The sequence below is a fragment of the Streptomyces sp. CA-251247 genome, assembly GCF_050952975.1.
In the GTDB taxonomy this organism is placed as follows: Bacteria; Actinomycetota; Actinomycetes; order Streptomycetales; family Streptomycetaceae; genus Streptomyces; species Streptomyces achmelvichensis.
This window is the reverse complement of the sequence record NZ_CP191861.1, coordinates 6348423-6362541: the sequence shown is the minus strand read 5'-3', so window position 1 is coordinate 6362541 and position 14119 is coordinate 6348423. Positions and strand designations below refer to the sequence as shown.

Sequence of the window (14119 nt, the reverse complement as noted above, 5' to 3'; positions counted from 1 at the left end):
CACACGTCTCACAGTACGGGACATCCTTGTCCACATCGTGGATAATGGTGGACTGCCGTCGGATCCGCGTGACACGCTTCCGTCATGTCTCGAGCTGGAATTGCCTTGGTGAGTCGGCGGCACGTCGACCTCGGCCGCATGTCCAGCGCCATCTGTCCGGTCTGCTGACAGACCAGCACAGCCGAGCATTCCCCACCGAGCAACCGCCCTGCGCACCGACGCGCCTCCGCGCGAGTGTGCAGCTCAGAGCCGCCCTCCTGCAGTCTCGAAGGACGTACAGCCATGGCCTCCACCCCCGAAAAGCCCACTCCCGCCGCGTCGCGTCGCAAGACAGGACGTCACCGCGGCGAGGGCCAGTGGGCTGCAGGGCACATGACGCCGCTCAACGCCAACGAGCAGAACAAGAAGGACGACGACGGTCTCAACGTGCGGACACGCATTGAGACGATCTACGCCCACCGCGGCTTCGACTCCATCGACGGCGCCGACCTGCGCGGACGCATGCGCTGGTGGGGTCTCTACACCCAGCGCAAGCCCGGCATCGACGGCGGCAAGACCGCGATCCTGGAGCCGGAGGAGCTGGACGACAAGTACTTCATGCTGCGCGTCCGGATCGACGGAGGACGGCTGACCACCGAGCAGCTGCGGGTGATCGGCGAGATCTCCCAGGAGTTCGCGCGCGGTACCGCCGACCTCACCGACCGGCAGAACGTGCAGTACCACTGGATCCGCATCGAGGACATGCCGGAGATCTGGCGCCGCCTCGAAGGGGTCGGTCTCTCGACGACCGAGGCCTGCGGTGACACCCCCCGGGTGATCCTCGGCTCGCCCGTCGCCGGTATCGCCGAGGACGAGATCATCGACGGCACGCCCGCCATCGAGGAGATCCACCGCCGGATCATCGGCAACAAGGCCTTCTCGAACCTCCCGCGCAAGTTCAAGTCCGCGGTCTCCGGATCGCCGCTGCTGGACGTGGCGCACGAGATCAACGACATCGCCTTCGTCGGGGTGAACCACCCGGAGCACGGCCCCGGTTTCGACCTGTGGGTCGGCGGCGGACTCTCCACCAACCCCAAGATCGGCGTCCGGCTGGGCGCCTGGGTGCCGCTGGACGAGGTGGCCGACGTCCACGAGGGCGTCATCTCGATCTTCCGCGACTACGGATACCGCCGGCTGCGCACCCGCGCCCGGCTGAAGTTCCTGGTCGCCGACTGGGGGCCGGAGAAGTTCCGTCGGGTGCTGGAGGACGAGTACCTGAAGCGCACGCTCGTCGACGGCCCCGCGCCCGAGCAGCCCGTACAGCAGTGGCGCGACCACGTCGGCGTGCACCGGCAGCAGGACGGCCGGTTCTACGTCGGGTTCGCCCCGCGCGTCGGACGCATCGACGGCGCTACCCTCACCAAGATCGCGGACGTCGCCGCGGCGCACGGCTCCGGCCGGCTGCGGACCACCGTCGAGCAGAAGATGATCGTGCTCGACGTCGAGGAGGACCGGATCGAGTCACTCGTGTCCGGACTGGAGGCGCTCGACCTGCGGGTGAACCCCTCCCCGTTCCGGCGCGGCACCATGGCCTGCACCGGCATCGAGTTCTGCAAGCTGGCGATCGTCGAGACGAAGGCGCGCGGCGCCTCGCTGATCGACGAACTCGAGCGGCGTATGCCGGAGTTCGACCAGCCGGTCACCATCAACATCAACGGCTGCCCCAACGCCTGCGCCCGGATCCAGGTCGCGGACATCGGCCTCAAGGGCCAGCTGGTCCTGGACGACGAGGGCAACCAGGTGGAGGGCTTCCAGGTGCACCTCGGCGGCGCCCTCGGCCTGGAGCCCGGCTTCGGCCGCAAGGTCCGCGGGCTGAAGGTCACCTCCGCCGAACTGCCCGACTACGTCGAGCGGGTCCTCAAGCGCTTCGAGGCGGAGCGCGAGGACGACGAGCGCTTCGCCACCTGGGCGGCGCGTGCCAGCGAGGAGGCCCTCTCATGAGCGAGCGCGCCGCCCCGTTCTACTGCCCCTACTGCGGCGACGAGGACCTGCGTCCGAACGAGCAGGGACACGGCGCCTGGGAATGCGCGGCATGCAACCGAGCCTTCCAGTTGAAGTTCCTCGGGCTGCTGACCCGTGGACTTCAGCGCAACGACGGTGGAGGGGACGAGATATGACGCTGACTCGGACGAATCTCGAGGAGCTCGCCGAGCAGGCCGGGCGGGAGCTCGAGGACGCGCCGGCCCTGGACATCCTGAGGTGGGCCACCGAGACCTTCGGGCCCCGCTTCTGCGTCACCTCCTCGATGGAGGACGCGGTCGTCGCCCATCTCGCCTCCCGCGCCCTGCCGGGCGTGGACGTCGTCTTCCTCGACACGGGCTACCACTTCGAGGAGACCATCGGCACGCGGGACGCCGTCGAGGCCGTGATGGACGTCAACCTCATCACGCTCACCCCCCGCCAGTCGGTGGCCGAGCAGGACGCCGAGTACGGCCCGAAGCTGCACGACCGCAACCCCGACCTGTGCTGCGCGCTGCGCAAGGTCAGGCCGCTGGAAGAGGGCCTGACCGGGTACGACGCCTGGGCGACCGGGCTGCGCCGCGACGAGTCCCCGACCCGGGCGAACACCCCGGTCGTCGGCTGGGACGAGAAGCGGCAGAAGGTCAAGGTCTCGCCGATCGCCCGCTGGACGCAGGACGACGTGGACGCCTATGTCGCCGAGTACGGCGTCCTCACCAACCCGCTGCTGACGGACGGCTACGCCTCCGTCGGCTGCGCACCCTGCACCCGCCGGGTGCTGGAGGGCGAGGACGCACGCGCCGGCCGCTGGGCAGGGCGCGGCAAGACCGAGTGCGGGCTGCACGGCTGATGGACGACGACGAGAAGCAGCGGGAGAAGCACGTGACTGGGGCCACTGTCTGGCTCACCGGTCTGCCGAGTGCCGGCAAGACCACGATCGCCTACGAACTCGCCGCACGGCTGAGCGCCGACGGGCACCGCACGGAGGTGCTCGACGGCGACGAGATCCGTGAGTTCCTCTCGGCGGGCCTCGGGTTCAGCCGCGAGGACCGCCACACCAACGTCCAGCGGATCGGCTTCGTCGCCGAACTGCTGGCGTCCAACGGCGTCACGGCACTCGTCCCGGTGATCGCGCCGTACGCGGACAGCCGTGAGGCGGTGCGCAAGCGGCACGCGGCTGAGGGCACTGCGTATGTCGAGGTGCATGTCGCCACCCCGGTGGACGTCTGCTCCGCGCGCGATGTGAAGGGTCTCTACGCCAAGCAGGCGGCGGGCGAGATCAGCGGGCTCACCGGCGTCGACGACCCGTACGAGGAGCCGGCGAGCCCGGATCTGCGGATCGAGTCGCAGAACCAGACCGTTCAGCAGTCCGCGGCGGCGCTGCACGCGCTGCTCATCGAGAAGGGCCTGGCATGACGACGAGCGTCAACCATCCGAGCGGGGACGTCGACAGCCCGTACGCGCTGTCGCACCTGGACGCCCTCGAGTCGGAGGCCGTCCACATCTTCCGCGAGGTGGCGGGTGAGTTCGAGCGGCCGGTGATCCTCTTCTCCGGCGGCAAGGACTCCATCGTCATGCTGCACCTCGCGCTCAAGGCCTTCGCGCCCGCCACGGTCCCCTTCACGCTGCTGCACGTCGACACCGGGCACAACTTCCCCGAGGTCATCGAGTACCGCGACCGCACGGTCGAGCGGCACGGTCTGCGTCTGCACGTGGCGTCCGTGCAGGAGTACATCGACGCCGGCACCCTGCGCGAGCGGCCCGACGGCACCCGCAACCCGCTGCAGACCGTCCCGTTGACCGAGGCGATCCAGCAGCACCGCTTCGACGCGGTGTTCGGCGGCGGGCGGCGCGACGAGGAGAAGGCGCGCGCCAAGGAGCGGGTCTTCTCGCTGCGCGACGAGTTCTCGCAGTGGGACCCGCGCAGGCAGCGCCCCGAGCTGTGGCAGCTCTACAACGGACGGCACGCGCCGGGCGAGCACGTCCGGGTCTTCCCGCTCTCCAACTGGACCGAGCTGGACGTCTGGCAGTACATCCAGCGCGAGAAGATCGAACTGCCGGAGATCTACTTCGCCCACGAGCGCGAGGTGTTCGCCCGCAGCGGTATGTGGCTGACCGCCGGCGACTGGGGCGGCCCCAAGGAGTCCGAGTCGGTGGAGACCCGGCTCATCCGCTACCGCACGGTGGGCGACATGTCCTGCACCGGCGCCGTCGACTCCGACGCCACCACGCTCGATGCCGTGATCGCCGAGATCGCCGCCTCCCGGCTCACCGAGCGGGGCGCGACCCGTGCCGACGACAAGATGTCCGAGGCCGCGATGGAAGACCGCAAGCGCGAAGGGTACTTCTAGCCATGACGACCACCACCGGGCAGCTCGCCGGTATCTCGGCCACCACCCTGCTGCGTTTCGCCACCGCCGGCTCCGTCGACGACGGCAAGTCCACGCTGGTCGGACGGCTGCTGCACGACTCCAAGTCGGTTCTCACCGACCAGTTGGAGGCCGTGGAGCACGCCTCCCGCTCGCGCGGCCAGGAGACGCCGGACCTGGCGCTGCTCACCGACGGCCTGCGGGCCGAGCGGGAGCAGGGCATCACCATCGACGTGGCGTACCGCTACTTCGCCACCGCGCGCAGGCGGTTCATCCTCGCCGACACCCCGGGCCATGTGCAGTACACCCGCAACATGGTGACCGGCGCGTCGACGGCCGAGCTCGCGGTCGTGCTGGTCGACGCGCGCAACGGAGTGGTGGAGCAGACCCGCCGGCACGCCGCCGTCGCCGCTCTGCTGCGCGTTCCGCACGTCGTCCTCGCGGTGAACAAGATGGACCTCGTCGACTACGCCGAGCCCGTCTTCGCCGCCATCGCCGAGGAGTTCACCGCGTACGCGGCCTCCCTCGGGGTGCCCGAGATCACCGCGATCCCGATCTCGGCGCTCGCCGGTGACAATGTGGTCGACCCGTCCGCGAACATGGACTGGTACGGCGGCCCGACCGTGCTGGAGCACCTGGAGACGGTGCCGGTCAGCCACGATCTGACGAGCTGCCACGCGCGGCTGCCGGTGCAGTACGTGATCCGTCCGCAGACCGCCGAGCACCCGGACTACCGCGGCTACGCGGGCCAGATCGCCGCCGGCACCTTCCGGGTGGGCGAGCAGGTGACCGTGCTGCCGGCGGGCCGCACCTCGAAGATCGCGGCCATCGATCTGCTCGGCAACGCGGTGGACGTCGCCTGGACGCCGCAGTCGGTGACCCTCCTGCTGGAGGACGACATCGACATCTCGCGCGGCGATCTCATCGTGCCGAGCGACGACGCCCCGGCCACCACCCAGGACATCGAGGCGACGGTCTGCCATGTGGCGGACCAGCCGCTGACGGTCGGCCGGCGCGTGCTGCTGAAGCACACGACCCGCACGGTCAAGGCGATCGTCAAGGAGATCCCCTCGCGGCTCACCCTCGACGACCTCTCCCAGCACCCGAACCCGGGACAGCTGGTGGCCAACGACATCGGGCTGGTGAAGGTGCGGACCGCCGAACCGCTCGCGCTCGACTCGTACGCGCACTCCCGGCGTACCGGATCCTTCCTGCTGATCGACCCCGCCGACGGCACCACGCTGGCCGCGGGTATGGCGGGCGATTCCTTCGCCACCACCGCCGAGGCCGTGCAGGCGGCCGACGACGACGCCGAATGGGACTTCTGATGACCGACGTCTTCTCCACCTTCGCGAAGGAGGGCGGCCGCGTGGGCAGCGGCACCCTCGGCGCGGGATCCGGGGGTGTCGTGCGATGTGCGCGCTGACCCGCATGCACGACCGAACGCTGCACCACAGACGAAGACACAGACCAGTCGACCTCCCGGCCACGCTCCGTAGGACGTGACCGCCGGGCCTCCGAGAGGAACACCTCCCGTGCCTGCCACCCGTACCACCCTGCGCCGCGGCATCGCCGCCGCCGCCGCACTGCCGCTGCTGATCGGCGCACTCGCCTCCTGCGGATACGGCTCCGAGGCAGAGAAGGACGACAAGGTCGCCCCCGTCGCCAAGGGCAAGAAACTCTCCGCCGACAGCGTGAAGCTCGGCTACTTCCCGAACCTGACCCATGCCACCGCCCTCGTGGGCGAGCAGGAGGGCATCCTCCAGAAGGAACTGGGCGGGACGCAGATCAAGTCCACGACGTTCAACGCCGGTCCGTCCGAGATCGAGGCGCTGAACGCGGGCGCGATCGACATCGGCTTCATCGGCCCCTCCCCCTCGATCAACGCCTACACCAAGTCCCAGGGCAAGAACCTCCGCATCGTCGGCGGCTCCGCGTCCGGCGGTGTGAAGCTGGTGGTCAACCCCAAGAAGATCAAGACCCTGGACGACCTCAAGGGCAAGAAGATCGCCACGCCCCAGCTGGGCAACACGCAGGACGTGGCCTTCCTCAACTGGATCAAGGAAAAGGGCTGGAAGGTCGACGCCCAGAGCGGCAAGGGCGACGTCTCCGTGGTCCGTTCGGACAACAAGATCACCCCGGACGCCTACAAGTCCGGCTCCGTGGACGGCGCGTGGGTGCCGGAGCCGACCGCGTCCAAGCTGGTCAGCCAGGGCGCCAAGGTCCTGCTCGACGAGTCCGCCCTGTGGCCCGACAAGAAGTTCGTCATCACGAACATCATCGTGTCGCAGAAGTTCCTCAAGGAGCACCCGGACGTCGTCGAGGCGCTGCTGCGCGGCACGGTGAAGACGAACGCCTGGATCAACGCCAACCCGGACAAGGCGAAGGCCTCCGCCAACGCCAAGCTGAAGGCGCTCACCGGCAAGGATCTGCCCGCCGACATCATCGACCCGGCGTGGAAGTCCGTGCAGTTCATCGACGACCCGCTGGCCGCGACGCTGCAGGCACAGGCGGACCACGCGGTGAAGGCGGGGCTGCTGGAGAAGCCGGACCTGACCGGCATCTACGACCTGACGTCGCTGAACAAGGTCCTGAAGGCCGAGGGCAAGCCCGAGGTCGCCGACGCCGGTCTCGGCGTCAAGTAACCACGTAAGCCCACGTTCCCAGGAGGTGACGACCATGGCCAGCACCCTCACCAAGGACCAGGCCGAGGAGCGCACGACGGCCGGGCACGCCGCCCGTCTCGAGCATGTCTCCAAGTCCTTCGCAGGACCTGCCGGACAGCAGCTCGTCCTGGACGACATCACTCTCGATGTCGCGCCGGGAGAGTTCGTCACGCTCCTGGGGGCATCGGGCTGCGGTAAGTCCACGCTGCTCAATCTGGTCGCCGGGCTGGACGCGCCGAGCGCCGGGGCCATCGAGACCCCCGGCGGCCGGCCGGCCCTGATGTTCCAGGAGCACGCGCTGTTCCCGTGGCTGACCGCGGGCAAGAACATCGAACTCGCGCTGCGGCTGCGCGGTGTCGCCAAGGCCGAGCGGCGCAACGAGGCCGAACGGCTGCTGGAACTCGTACGGCTCAACGGCGCGTACGGCAAGCGGGTGCACGAGCTGTCGGGCGGTATGCGCCAGCGTGTCGCCCTGGCCCGTGCGCTGGCGCAGGACAGCCAACTGCTGCTGATGGACGAGCCGTTCGCGGCGCTGGACGCGATCACCCGGGACGTGCTGCACGACGAGCTGACCCGGATCTGGCGCGAGACGAACGTGTCCGTGCTGTTCGTCACCCACAACGTCCGCGAGGCCGTCCGGCTCGCCGAGCGTGTGGTGCTGCTGTCCTCCCGTCCGGGGCGCATCGCCCGCGAGTGGACGGTGGGCATCCCGCAGCCGCGCCGGATCGAGGACGCCGCCGTGGCGGAGCTGTCGATCGAGATCACTGAACAACTGCGTGGGGAGATCCGCCGACATGGCCAGCACTGAGACCACCGCGAAGGTCACCAAGTCCGACGACCTCGCCGGGCTCGAGGCCGGCCTGGACGCACTGGACGCGGTGCAGTCGCACCGCACCCCGGTGCGAGAGGTGCTGCTCAAGAAGGTGCTGCCGCCGCTCACCGCCGTCGCGCTGGTGATCGTGGTCTGGCAGGTGCTGGTGTGGGGGAAGGTCACGGACGAGGGCAGCCTGCCCGCGCCGTCCGCCGTCTGGACCAGCGTCTTGGACCTGTGGCTCCAGGGCAGCCTGCTGGAGATCGTGTGGACGAGCATCTCGCGCGGTCTGCTCGGCTTCCTCCTGGCGCTCGCCATCGGCACACCGCTGGGTCTGCTGGTCGCCCGGGTGAAGTTCGTCCGTGCGGCGATCGGGCCGATCCTGTCCGGTCTCCAGTCGCTGCCGTCGGTGGCCTGGGTGCCGCCGGCCGTGATCTGGCTCGGGCTGAACAACCAGATGATGTACGCGGTGATCCTGCTGGGCGCCGTCCCGTCGATCGCCAACGGTCTCGTCTCCGGGGTCGACCAGGTGCCGCCGCTGTTCCTGCGGGCGGGCCGGACGATGGGAGCGACGGGCCTGCGCGGAACCTGGCACATCGTCATGCCGGCAGCACTGCCCGGCTATGTGGCCGGACTCAAGCAGGGCTGGGCCTTCTCCTGGCGCTCGCTGATGGCCGCCGAGATCATCGCCTCGTCGCCCGATCTCGGCCTGGGACTTGGCCAGTTGCTGGAGAACGGCCGCAACAACTCCGACATGCCCGGGGTGTTCCTGGCGATCATTCTGATCCTGATCGTCGGTATCGCCATCGACCTGCTGATCTTCAGTCCGCTGGAGCGCGCGGTGCTGCGGGGCCGCGGTCTCCTCGTCAGGAGCTGAGTGACGTCATGCCCCGACCCGTACTCCTCGTCGTCGCCCACGGCAGCCGCGATCCGCGGCATGCCGCGACCGTCCATGCGCTGGTGAACCGGGTACGGGCCCGGCGGCCGGAGCTGCGGGTCGAGACGGGCTTCCTGGACTTCAACGCGCCGTCGGTGCCGCGTGTCCTGGAGCGGCTGGCGGCGGAGGGCACGGAGGAGGTCGTGGCGCTTCCGCTGCTGCTGACCCGCGCCTTCCACGCCAAGTCCGACATCCCCGCCGTGCTGCGGGAGGCGTCGGGGAGGCTGCCGCGGCTGCGGGTGCACCAGGCGGAGGTGCTGGGCCCCTCACCGCTGCTGCTGGCCGCGGTGGAACGGCGGCTGCGGGAGGCCGGGCTCGGCCCGGCCGACAAGCGCTCGACCGGGCTGGTTCTGGCCTCGGCGGGCTCCACGGACCCGGAGGCGATCGCAGTGATCGCAGAAGTAGCGCGGGAGCTGCGGGACACCGGTTGGTGCGCCGTGCGGCCTGCGTTCGCCTCCGCATCACTGCCCCGCACCGAGGACGCGGTGCGTTCCCTGCGGGCCGACGGCTGCGCGCGCGTCGCGGTCGCCCCGTACGTCATCGCGCCGGGCCGGCTGCCGGACCGGATCGCGGAGGGTGCCGCCGAGGCGGATGTCCTGGCGGATGTGCTGGGCCCGTCGCCCGAGCTGGTCAGCCTGCTGCTGGAGCGGTACGACGAGGCGCGGGTCGGGCACCGGATCGCGGCCACTGCCTGACGGCGGAGCGGCCGCCCCGGCCGCACGGGCCCGATCGGGCGCACGGGCCGTGGGCGCGGGAGCGCCGAGCGATCAGGGCGATCAGGCGCCGAATCCGGTCTCATGAGCCCACAGATGGGCGCAGTTGGAGCACTGGAGCTGGAGTGTGCTGCCCCGGCTGGAGAGCAGATAGCGCCAGTGGGTGCTGCACGAGCGGCCGGCCAGGCAGACGGCGCAGTCCTGGTGGTCGGCGCACCCCGGGCACCGCACCCAGGCCCGTCGTCCGGCATCGGCCGTGGGATCAAGCGGCAGCACGGCCCCCGCCCTCCCCTCCCGGAAGGACGCCGGCCGCGACCAGCCGGTCGTAGGTCTCCTGCTGCCCGGCGTCGAGGTTCGAGTAGAGCAGGCGGTACGCCTCCTGCTCGCCCGCCAGCACGGCCACCGGGTCCCAGTCGTCCCCGAGTGCGCGGAGCACCGCGGCGCGCCGCCGTACCTCGTCACGGGTCAGGTCCATCTCGAACTCGTGGAGATCCGGAGTCTGGTCGTGGATCATGCCTTGCTTCTCCCGCCGGGTCGCTGACCGAACCCGACGTGTCTATCAAGGGCATCCGAACCGAGGAAGCGTCAGCTCAAAGGGGTCGTCACCACCTGAAACGGACGGTCGACCCACTGAAGTCACCACCCTCACATATCGGGCAGAAGCCATCGGAAACGGTGGGTCGTGTGAGGGACTCCACAGGGTCCGCCGGCGCCGGACGGACGCCCTCGCGCACCGGTGGCGGTGCTCTCAGGCCCGTGGGTCGCGGCCGCTCGTCGCGAGCGCCCGCTCGAAGGCCGTGGCGTCCCCGGCCGTCGGGACGGGGGCGGCGAAGCCGTCGTACTGCCGGTAGACCTCGGCGTGCTCCTCGACGACCGTCAGCACGAACGCGCCTGTCGCCTCCGGAAGGCTGAACGCCTGGCCGGTGGAACGGGCCAGGTCCCAGCCGTGGAGAGCCAGTTCCTTGACGATGAGCGAGGCGATCTCCGCGGCGGGCATCGCGGTGAAACCGAGGTCCACCTCCCCCTCCCAGGCCTCGGGCACCGACCAGGCCTTCAGTGCGCGCTCCAGCCGGCCCGCGTACTGCTCGGCCCAGTCGGCCTCGGCGGTGAAGTCCCGCTGTACGAGCTCGTCGGGCAGCTGGACGCGCAGGGCGCGGTGCTCCAGTCCGTGCGAGGAGTACAGGACGAGGTGGTTGGCGAGCTCCCGTACGGTCCAGGCGTCACAGACGGACGGCATCGTCAGCTGGTCGGGGCTCACGGCGCGGGCGACACGAGCGGCCTCGGCGGCACAGGTCGTCAGGTGCGGGTGGATGCTGTTCATGCCTCGACGCTAGGGCGACGCCTCCGACGGGTCTTGAAGAATCGCGACAGCCTCGTCGACCAGGGCGGTCAGCTCGGCGACGGTCATCGAACCGGCCGCGCGGCGCTCGCGGGCGAAGCTGTTGGCGACGCGCTGGAGGGTGTCGTTGACCGGGGTCGGTACGCCGTGCAGCCGCCCGAGCAGGGCGATCTCGCCGTTGAGGTAGTCGGACTCGATCGTGCCCGTACCGCGGTCGAGCGACTGCCAGGACGAGCCGCCGCGCCGCTTGGAACCGTCGAAGGGATCGAAGCGGATCTTGTCGGTCCGTACCTCCTTCTGCTCCTCCTCTCCGGCCACCTCGATGCCCGCGGCCGCGAGGACCACGCGGCCCTCCGCCATCACACGCCGGGCGAGGGCGACTCCGGCCTCGTCGGCGAGGACGCCGGTCGCGGCCTCGATGGCGTTGGCGAGGTTGCTGGTGAGCTTCGCGTACTTCCAGCGCATGACATCGGCGACGACCGGGGCGAGAAAGTTCGACTTCTCCAGGTCGGCGGAGACGCGCCGGGCGGTCTCGTCCGTGCCGCCCGGGAAGCGGCCGATGTGCAGCACTCCGGTCAGCGGCCGGCCGGACGCGGAGACCGCACCCGGTTCGAGGTGGGTGGCGGGCAGATAGACACACATCCCGTAGACCCTGCGGAACCTGCGCAGTGCGAGACGTTCGCTCTCCACGCCGTTCTGCGCACAGACCAGGGGCAGCCGCTCCGACGCGGTGCCGCCGCCGTCCACGGGCTGCGCGGCCCAGTCCTCGAGTGCGGCCGTGCTGTCCTGGGTCTTCACGGAGAGCACCAGCACATCGTCCGGCGTCAGCCGGACGGCGTCGGCCCGGTCGACGACCGGCAGCCGCTGCGTGCCGGTGCCGTCCGCCGTGGTCAGGCGCAGTCCGCCGTCCCGCAGTGCCGCGTAGTGCGCCCCGCGCGCGACGAGCACCACCTCATGGCCGGCCTCCGCCAGCCGTCCGCCGATCGTGCCGCCGACCGCCCCTGCCCCGATGATGATGTAGCGCATACGTACGAGGCTCGCACAGCCGCAGCCGATCTCGCACGGGCCGGCGGTGACACAACCGTGGCGTGGCGGTGACGGCCACGGGGCCCGCACGGTTCACCATCGAGGGAAGGAGGCCGACATGTCGTTCTATTACCACAAGCGGATCACCATCATCCCCAAGCTGCTGCACCTCAACATCGGCTCGCACGGCTGGTCCTGGACTCTCGGCGGGCGTCGCGCCCACCTCACCCGGGACAGCCACGGACACCGCAGCGCGTCGGTGCGGCTGCCGGGCGGCTTCAGCTGGCGCCGGCGCTCCGGACGGCACTGATCCGCGGCGGGCCGTCAGCTCCGTGTGAGCTCGACCAGCTTGACGACCGTGTTCCAGTTGCGGGTGGTGGCGACGATGCCCCGGTTGAACCGGGGCCTGCCGAGCGCCTCGGCGAGCTTGGAGCGCCCGAGCCCGTTCGGCGCGTAGAGGTACAGCGCCCGGTCGCCGATCCGGAACTCCTCCGGGACGAAGGCGGCCGGGTCGATCTCCGCGAACCGTTCGGGGCCGACGGGGTCCGAGAAGTACGTGACGTGGAGCTGCTTGCCCTCCAGCTCGGCCGCGGGGAACGGGCAGTCGTCGGCGATCGCCCGCAGATAGGCGGCGTCGCGTACGAGACAGTCGACGCGGAAGCCGAAGTGGTCCTCGATGCCTCGCTCCAGCTCCACCGCGAGGGACTGCTCGTCGCCGGCGGCCGCGTCGAAGACGGCGTTGCCGCTCTGGAGGTGGGTCGCGACGGCCGAATGGCCCAACTCCTCGATGAGCACACGGAGTTCGGCCATGGGCACTCTCTTGTGCCCGCCCACATTGATCCCGCGCAGAAGTGCCGCATACCTCGTGGTCATCGGCCCACCCTAACCAAGGCGACCGCCGCGCCCCGTGGGGGAGGGCGCGGCGGCCGCCGGTTCAGCGCGGGTGGGCGTCGGTCACTCGACGACCTTCAGCAGCTTGTTGGGCGTGCCGGCGCTCGGGTTGGAGATCTTGTCGGCCGTGGCACCGTCGGTGAGGGCCTTGGCGACCTGCTCCGGGGTGGCGTCCTGGTGACCGGCGAGGTAGACGGCCGCGGCACCGACGACATGGGGCGTCGCCATGGAGGTGCCGGAGATCGTCTTGGTGCCCTCGTCACTGTCGTTCCACGCCGAGGTGATGTCCGAGCCCGGGGCGTAGATGTCCACGACCTTGCCGAAGTTGGAGAACTCCGACTGTGCGTCCTCCTCGGTGGAGGAGGCGACGGTGATGGCCTCGGTCACCCGTGACGGCGAGCCCTGGCCCGCGTCCGAGGACTCGTTGCCGGCCGCGACCGCGAAGGTGACGCCAGCGGCGACCGCCTTGCGGACGGCCTCATCGAGCGCCTCGTCCGCGCCGCCGCCGAGGCTCATGTTGGCGACGGAGGGTCCCTTGTGGTTCTTGGTGACCCAGTCGATGCCCGCGACGACCTGCTCCGTGGTGCCGGAGCCGTTGTTGTCGAGCACCCGGACGGCGACGATCTTCGCCTTCTTGGCGACACCGTGGCTCGCACCGGCGATGGTGCCGGCGACATGCGTGCCGTGGCCGTTGCCGTCGTCGGCGTTGTCGTCGTTGTCGATCGCGTCGAAGCCGCTGGTCGCCCGGCCCTCGAAGTCCTTGTGCGTGACACGGACTCCGGTGTCGATCACGTAGGCCGTCACCCCCTCGCCCGCACTGTCGGGGTAGGTGAACTTCTTGTCGCCCGCCGTGTCGGCCTGGTCGACACGGTCCAGACCCCACGACGGCGGGTTGTCCTGCGTCGCGTTGGCCTTGAACTTCTTGTTCTGCACGACCTTGTCGACCGCGGGGTCGGCGGCGAGGCGCTTGGCCTCGGTCTCCGTGAGACCGCTCGCGGAGAAGCCGTTGATGGCGGAGCCGTAGTTGCGCTGGAGCTTGCCGCCGTACTCGGTGGCCAGGTCCTGCTTGTCGGCCTTCTTGTCCAGCATCACGATGTAGCTGCCGGCGACCGCGCCTTCGGCGTTGGCCCCGAATATGGTGCCTTCGGCGGGCGTTGCCGCACCGGCGAAGGACGTGCCGAGCACGGTCACTCCGGCCGCTGCCGCGACAGCTGTGATGGCAGCGGTGAGCTTCATCCTGCTCGTGCGCTTGTGATCTGCCATGAAGAGGGGTCTCCTCGTCATCATTTGTGGGGGGATTGGCCCTCGGCCGGAAGATCTCCGGGGGCTGGTTCGAAACCCTGACCGATTGACGCGCCCAGATCAAGAC

At 70.0% G+C, this 14119-nt stretch carries 18 protein-coding genes; 12 read left to right on the top strand and 6 right to left on the bottom strand.

All coding sequences use genetic code 11. The annotated features are described in order from the left end of the window. The first annotated feature begins 84 nt into the window (after positions 1 to 84). The 11 genes from ACQPWZ_RS28240 (at position 85) to ACQPWZ_RS28190 (ending at position 9476) form a co-directional block, all read left to right on the top strand. Complete coding sequence (locus ACQPWZ_RS28240; RefSeq protein ID WP_351448512.1) at positions 85 to 168, top strand: putative leader peptide; 84 nt, start codon at positions 85 to 87, stop codon at positions 166 to 168. 114 nt (positions 169 to 282) lie between these two features. Further along, complete coding sequence (locus tag ACQPWZ_RS28235) at positions 283 to 1980, top strand: nitrite/sulfite reductase (protein ID WP_405573605.1); 1698 nt, start codon at positions 283 to 285, stop codon at positions 1978 to 1980. Next, positions 1977 to 2156: a hypothetical protein gene (locus ACQPWZ_RS28230; RefSeq protein ID WP_313943447.1), complete on the top strand. Its 180-nt coding sequence runs from the start codon at positions 1977 to 1979 to the stop codon at positions 2154 to 2156. Before ACQPWZ_RS28235 ends, ACQPWZ_RS28230 begins: the two co-directional genes overlap by 4 nt. Continuing rightward, a complete protein-coding gene (locus tag ACQPWZ_RS28225; protein WP_433572700.1) occupies positions 2153 to 2848 on the top strand; it encodes a phosphoadenylyl-sulfate reductase in 696 nt (231 codons plus the stop codon). The genes ACQPWZ_RS28230 and ACQPWZ_RS28225 overlap by 4 nt, the downstream gene beginning before the upstream one ends. Positions 2849 to 2880: 32 nt before the next feature. After that, positions 2881 to 3414, top strand: coding sequence for an adenylyl-sulfate kinase (gene cysC, locus ACQPWZ_RS28220; RefSeq protein ID WP_433572699.1), 534 nt, complete (start codon positions 2881 to 2883; stop codon positions 3412 to 3414). Continuing rightward, on the top strand, positions 3411 to 4349 hold the full coding sequence (gene cysD, locus ACQPWZ_RS28215) for a sulfate adenylyltransferase subunit CysD (protein ID WP_433572698.1): 939 nt from the start codon (positions 3411 to 3413) through the stop codon (positions 4347 to 4349). The genes cysC and cysD overlap by 4 nt, the downstream gene beginning before the upstream one ends. Before the next feature lie 2 nt (positions 4350 to 4351). Continuing rightward, the gene (locus ACQPWZ_RS28210; RefSeq protein WP_313943451.1) at positions 4352 to 5695 is read left to right on the top strand and encodes a sulfate adenylyltransferase subunit 1; all 1344 of its coding nucleotides are present in this window, start codon (positions 4352 to 4354) and stop codon (positions 5693 to 5695) included. A gap of 207 nt (positions 5696 to 5902) precedes the next feature. Next, positions 5903 to 7012 carry an aliphatic sulfonate ABC transporter substrate-binding protein gene (locus tag ACQPWZ_RS28205; protein WP_340476067.1) on the top strand — a complete coding sequence of 370 codons (1110 nt, stop codon included), beginning with the start codon at positions 5903 to 5905 and terminating at the stop codon, positions 7010 to 7012. A 34-nt stretch (positions 7013 to 7046) separates the two neighbouring features. After that, entirely contained in the window at positions 7047 to 7841 is a 795-nt protein-coding gene (locus ACQPWZ_RS28200; protein WP_433572697.1) for an ABC transporter ATP-binding protein, read from the top strand. Beyond that, the gene (locus ACQPWZ_RS28195; protein WP_340476063.1) at positions 7828 to 8721 is read left to right on the top strand and encodes an ABC transporter permease; all 894 of its coding nucleotides are present in this window, start codon (positions 7828 to 7830) and stop codon (positions 8719 to 8721) included. Before ACQPWZ_RS28200 ends, ACQPWZ_RS28195 begins: the two co-directional genes overlap by 14 nt. An 8-nt stretch (positions 8722 to 8729) precedes the next feature. Further along, positions 8730 to 9476 (top strand): sirohydrochlorin chelatase, encoded by a 747-nt coding sequence (locus ACQPWZ_RS28190; protein WP_433572696.1) that lies wholly within the window; start codon positions 8730 to 8732, stop codon positions 9474 to 9476. Between the two features lie 81 nt (positions 9477 to 9557). Here ACQPWZ_RS28190 and ACQPWZ_RS28185 read toward each other — a convergent pair whose 3' ends face one another. The 4 genes from ACQPWZ_RS28185 to ACQPWZ_RS28170 form a co-directional block, all read right to left on the bottom strand. Then, positions 9558 to 9770 carry a hypothetical protein gene (locus ACQPWZ_RS28185; RefSeq protein ID WP_433572695.1) on the bottom strand — a complete coding sequence of 71 codons (213 nt, stop codon included), beginning with the start codon at positions 9768 to 9770 and terminating at the stop codon, positions 9558 to 9560. Beyond that, entirely contained in the window at positions 9757 to 10008 is a 252-nt protein-coding gene (locus ACQPWZ_RS28180) for a DUF6400 family protein (protein WP_433572694.1), read from the bottom strand. Before ACQPWZ_RS28180 ends, ACQPWZ_RS28185 begins: the two co-directional genes overlap by 14 nt. A gap of 234 nt (positions 10009 to 10242) precedes the next feature. Then, positions 10243 to 10815, bottom strand: coding sequence for a TIGR03086 family metal-binding protein (locus tag ACQPWZ_RS28175; RefSeq protein WP_433572693.1), 573 nt, complete (start codon positions 10813 to 10815; stop codon positions 10243 to 10245). Between the two features lie 9 nt (positions 10816 to 10824). Continuing rightward, a complete protein-coding gene (locus ACQPWZ_RS28170) occupies positions 10825 to 11859 on the bottom strand; it encodes a ketopantoate reductase family protein (protein WP_433572692.1) in 1035 nt (344 codons plus the stop codon). 118 nt (positions 11860 to 11977) lie between these two features. Here ACQPWZ_RS28170 and ACQPWZ_RS28165 point away from each other — a divergent pair, with 118 nt between their 5' ends. After that, the gene (locus ACQPWZ_RS28165) at positions 11978 to 12169 is read left to right on the top strand and encodes a DUF4236 domain-containing protein (RefSeq protein ID WP_340476058.1); all 192 of its coding nucleotides are present in this window, start codon (positions 11978 to 11980) and stop codon (positions 12167 to 12169) included. Positions 12170 to 12183: 14 nt separating this feature from the next. On the opposite strand, the gene ACQPWZ_RS28160 is transcribed toward ACQPWZ_RS28165, so the two are convergent. Beyond that, positions 12184 to 12732 carry a DUF1697 domain-containing protein gene (locus ACQPWZ_RS28160; protein WP_340476057.1) on the bottom strand — a complete coding sequence of 183 codons (549 nt, stop codon included), beginning with the start codon at positions 12730 to 12732 and terminating at the stop codon, positions 12184 to 12186. Between the two features lie 81 nt (positions 12733 to 12813). Further along, positions 12814 to 14013 (bottom strand): S8 family peptidase, encoded by a 1200-nt coding sequence (locus tag ACQPWZ_RS28155; protein WP_340476056.1) that lies wholly within the window; start codon positions 14011 to 14013, stop codon positions 12814 to 12816. Positions 14014 to 14119: the final 106 nt, after the last annotated feature.

Bases quoted from the DNA above. Each gene is read 5' to 3' on its own strand.
- ACQPWZ_RS28240 (WP_351448512.1), top strand. From the start codon at position 85: ATGTCTCGAGCTGGAATTGCCTTGGTGAGTCGGCGGCACGTCGACCTC.
- ACQPWZ_RS28235 (WP_405573605.1), top strand. From the start codon at position 283: ATGGCCTCCACCCCCGAAAAGCCCACTCCCGCCGCGTCGCGTCGCAAG.
- ACQPWZ_RS28230 (WP_313943447.1), top strand. From the start codon at position 1,977: ATGAGCGAGCGCGCCGCCCCGTTCTACTGCCCCTACTGCGGCGACGAG.
- ACQPWZ_RS28225 (WP_433572700.1), top strand. From the start codon at position 2,153: ATGACGCTGACTCGGACGAATCTCGAGGAGCTCGCCGAGCAGGCCGGG.
- cysD (WP_433572698.1), top strand. From the start codon at position 3,411: ATGACGACGAGCGTCAACCATCCGAGCGGGGACGTCGACAGCCCGTAC.
- ACQPWZ_RS28210 (WP_313943451.1), top strand. From the start codon at position 4,352: ATGACGACCACCACCGGGCAGCTCGCCGGTATCTCGGCCACCACCCTG.
- ACQPWZ_RS28200 (WP_433572697.1), top strand. From the start codon at position 7,047: ATGGCCAGCACCCTCACCAAGGACCAGGCCGAGGAGCGCACGACGGCC.
- ACQPWZ_RS28195 (WP_340476063.1), top strand. From the start codon at position 7,828: ATGGCCAGCACTGAGACCACCGCGAAGGTCACCAAGTCCGACGACCTC.
- ACQPWZ_RS28190 (WP_433572696.1), top strand. From the start codon at position 8,730: ATGCCCCGACCCGTACTCCTCGTCGTCGCCCACGGCAGCCGCGATCCG.
- ACQPWZ_RS28180 (WP_433572694.1), bottom strand. From the start codon at position 10,008: ATGATCCACGACCAGACTCCGGATCTCCACGAGTTCGAGATGGACCTG.
- ACQPWZ_RS28175 (WP_433572693.1), bottom strand. From the start codon at position 10,815: ATGAACAGCATCCACCCGCACCTGACGACCTGTGCCGCCGAGGCCGCT.
- ACQPWZ_RS28170 (WP_433572692.1), bottom strand. From the start codon at position 11,859: ATGCGCTACATCATCATCGGGGCAGGGGCGGTCGGCGGCACGATCGGC.
- ACQPWZ_RS28165 (WP_340476058.1), top strand. From the start codon at position 11,978: ATGTCGTTCTATTACCACAAGCGGATCACCATCATCCCCAAGCTGCTG.
- ACQPWZ_RS28160 (WP_340476057.1), bottom strand. From the start codon at position 12,732: ATGACCACGAGGTATGCGGCACTTCTGCGCGGGATCAATGTGGGCGGG.
- ACQPWZ_RS28155 (WP_340476056.1), bottom strand. From the start codon at position 14,013: ATGGCAGATCACAAGCGCACGAGCAGGATGAAGCTCACCGCTGCCATC.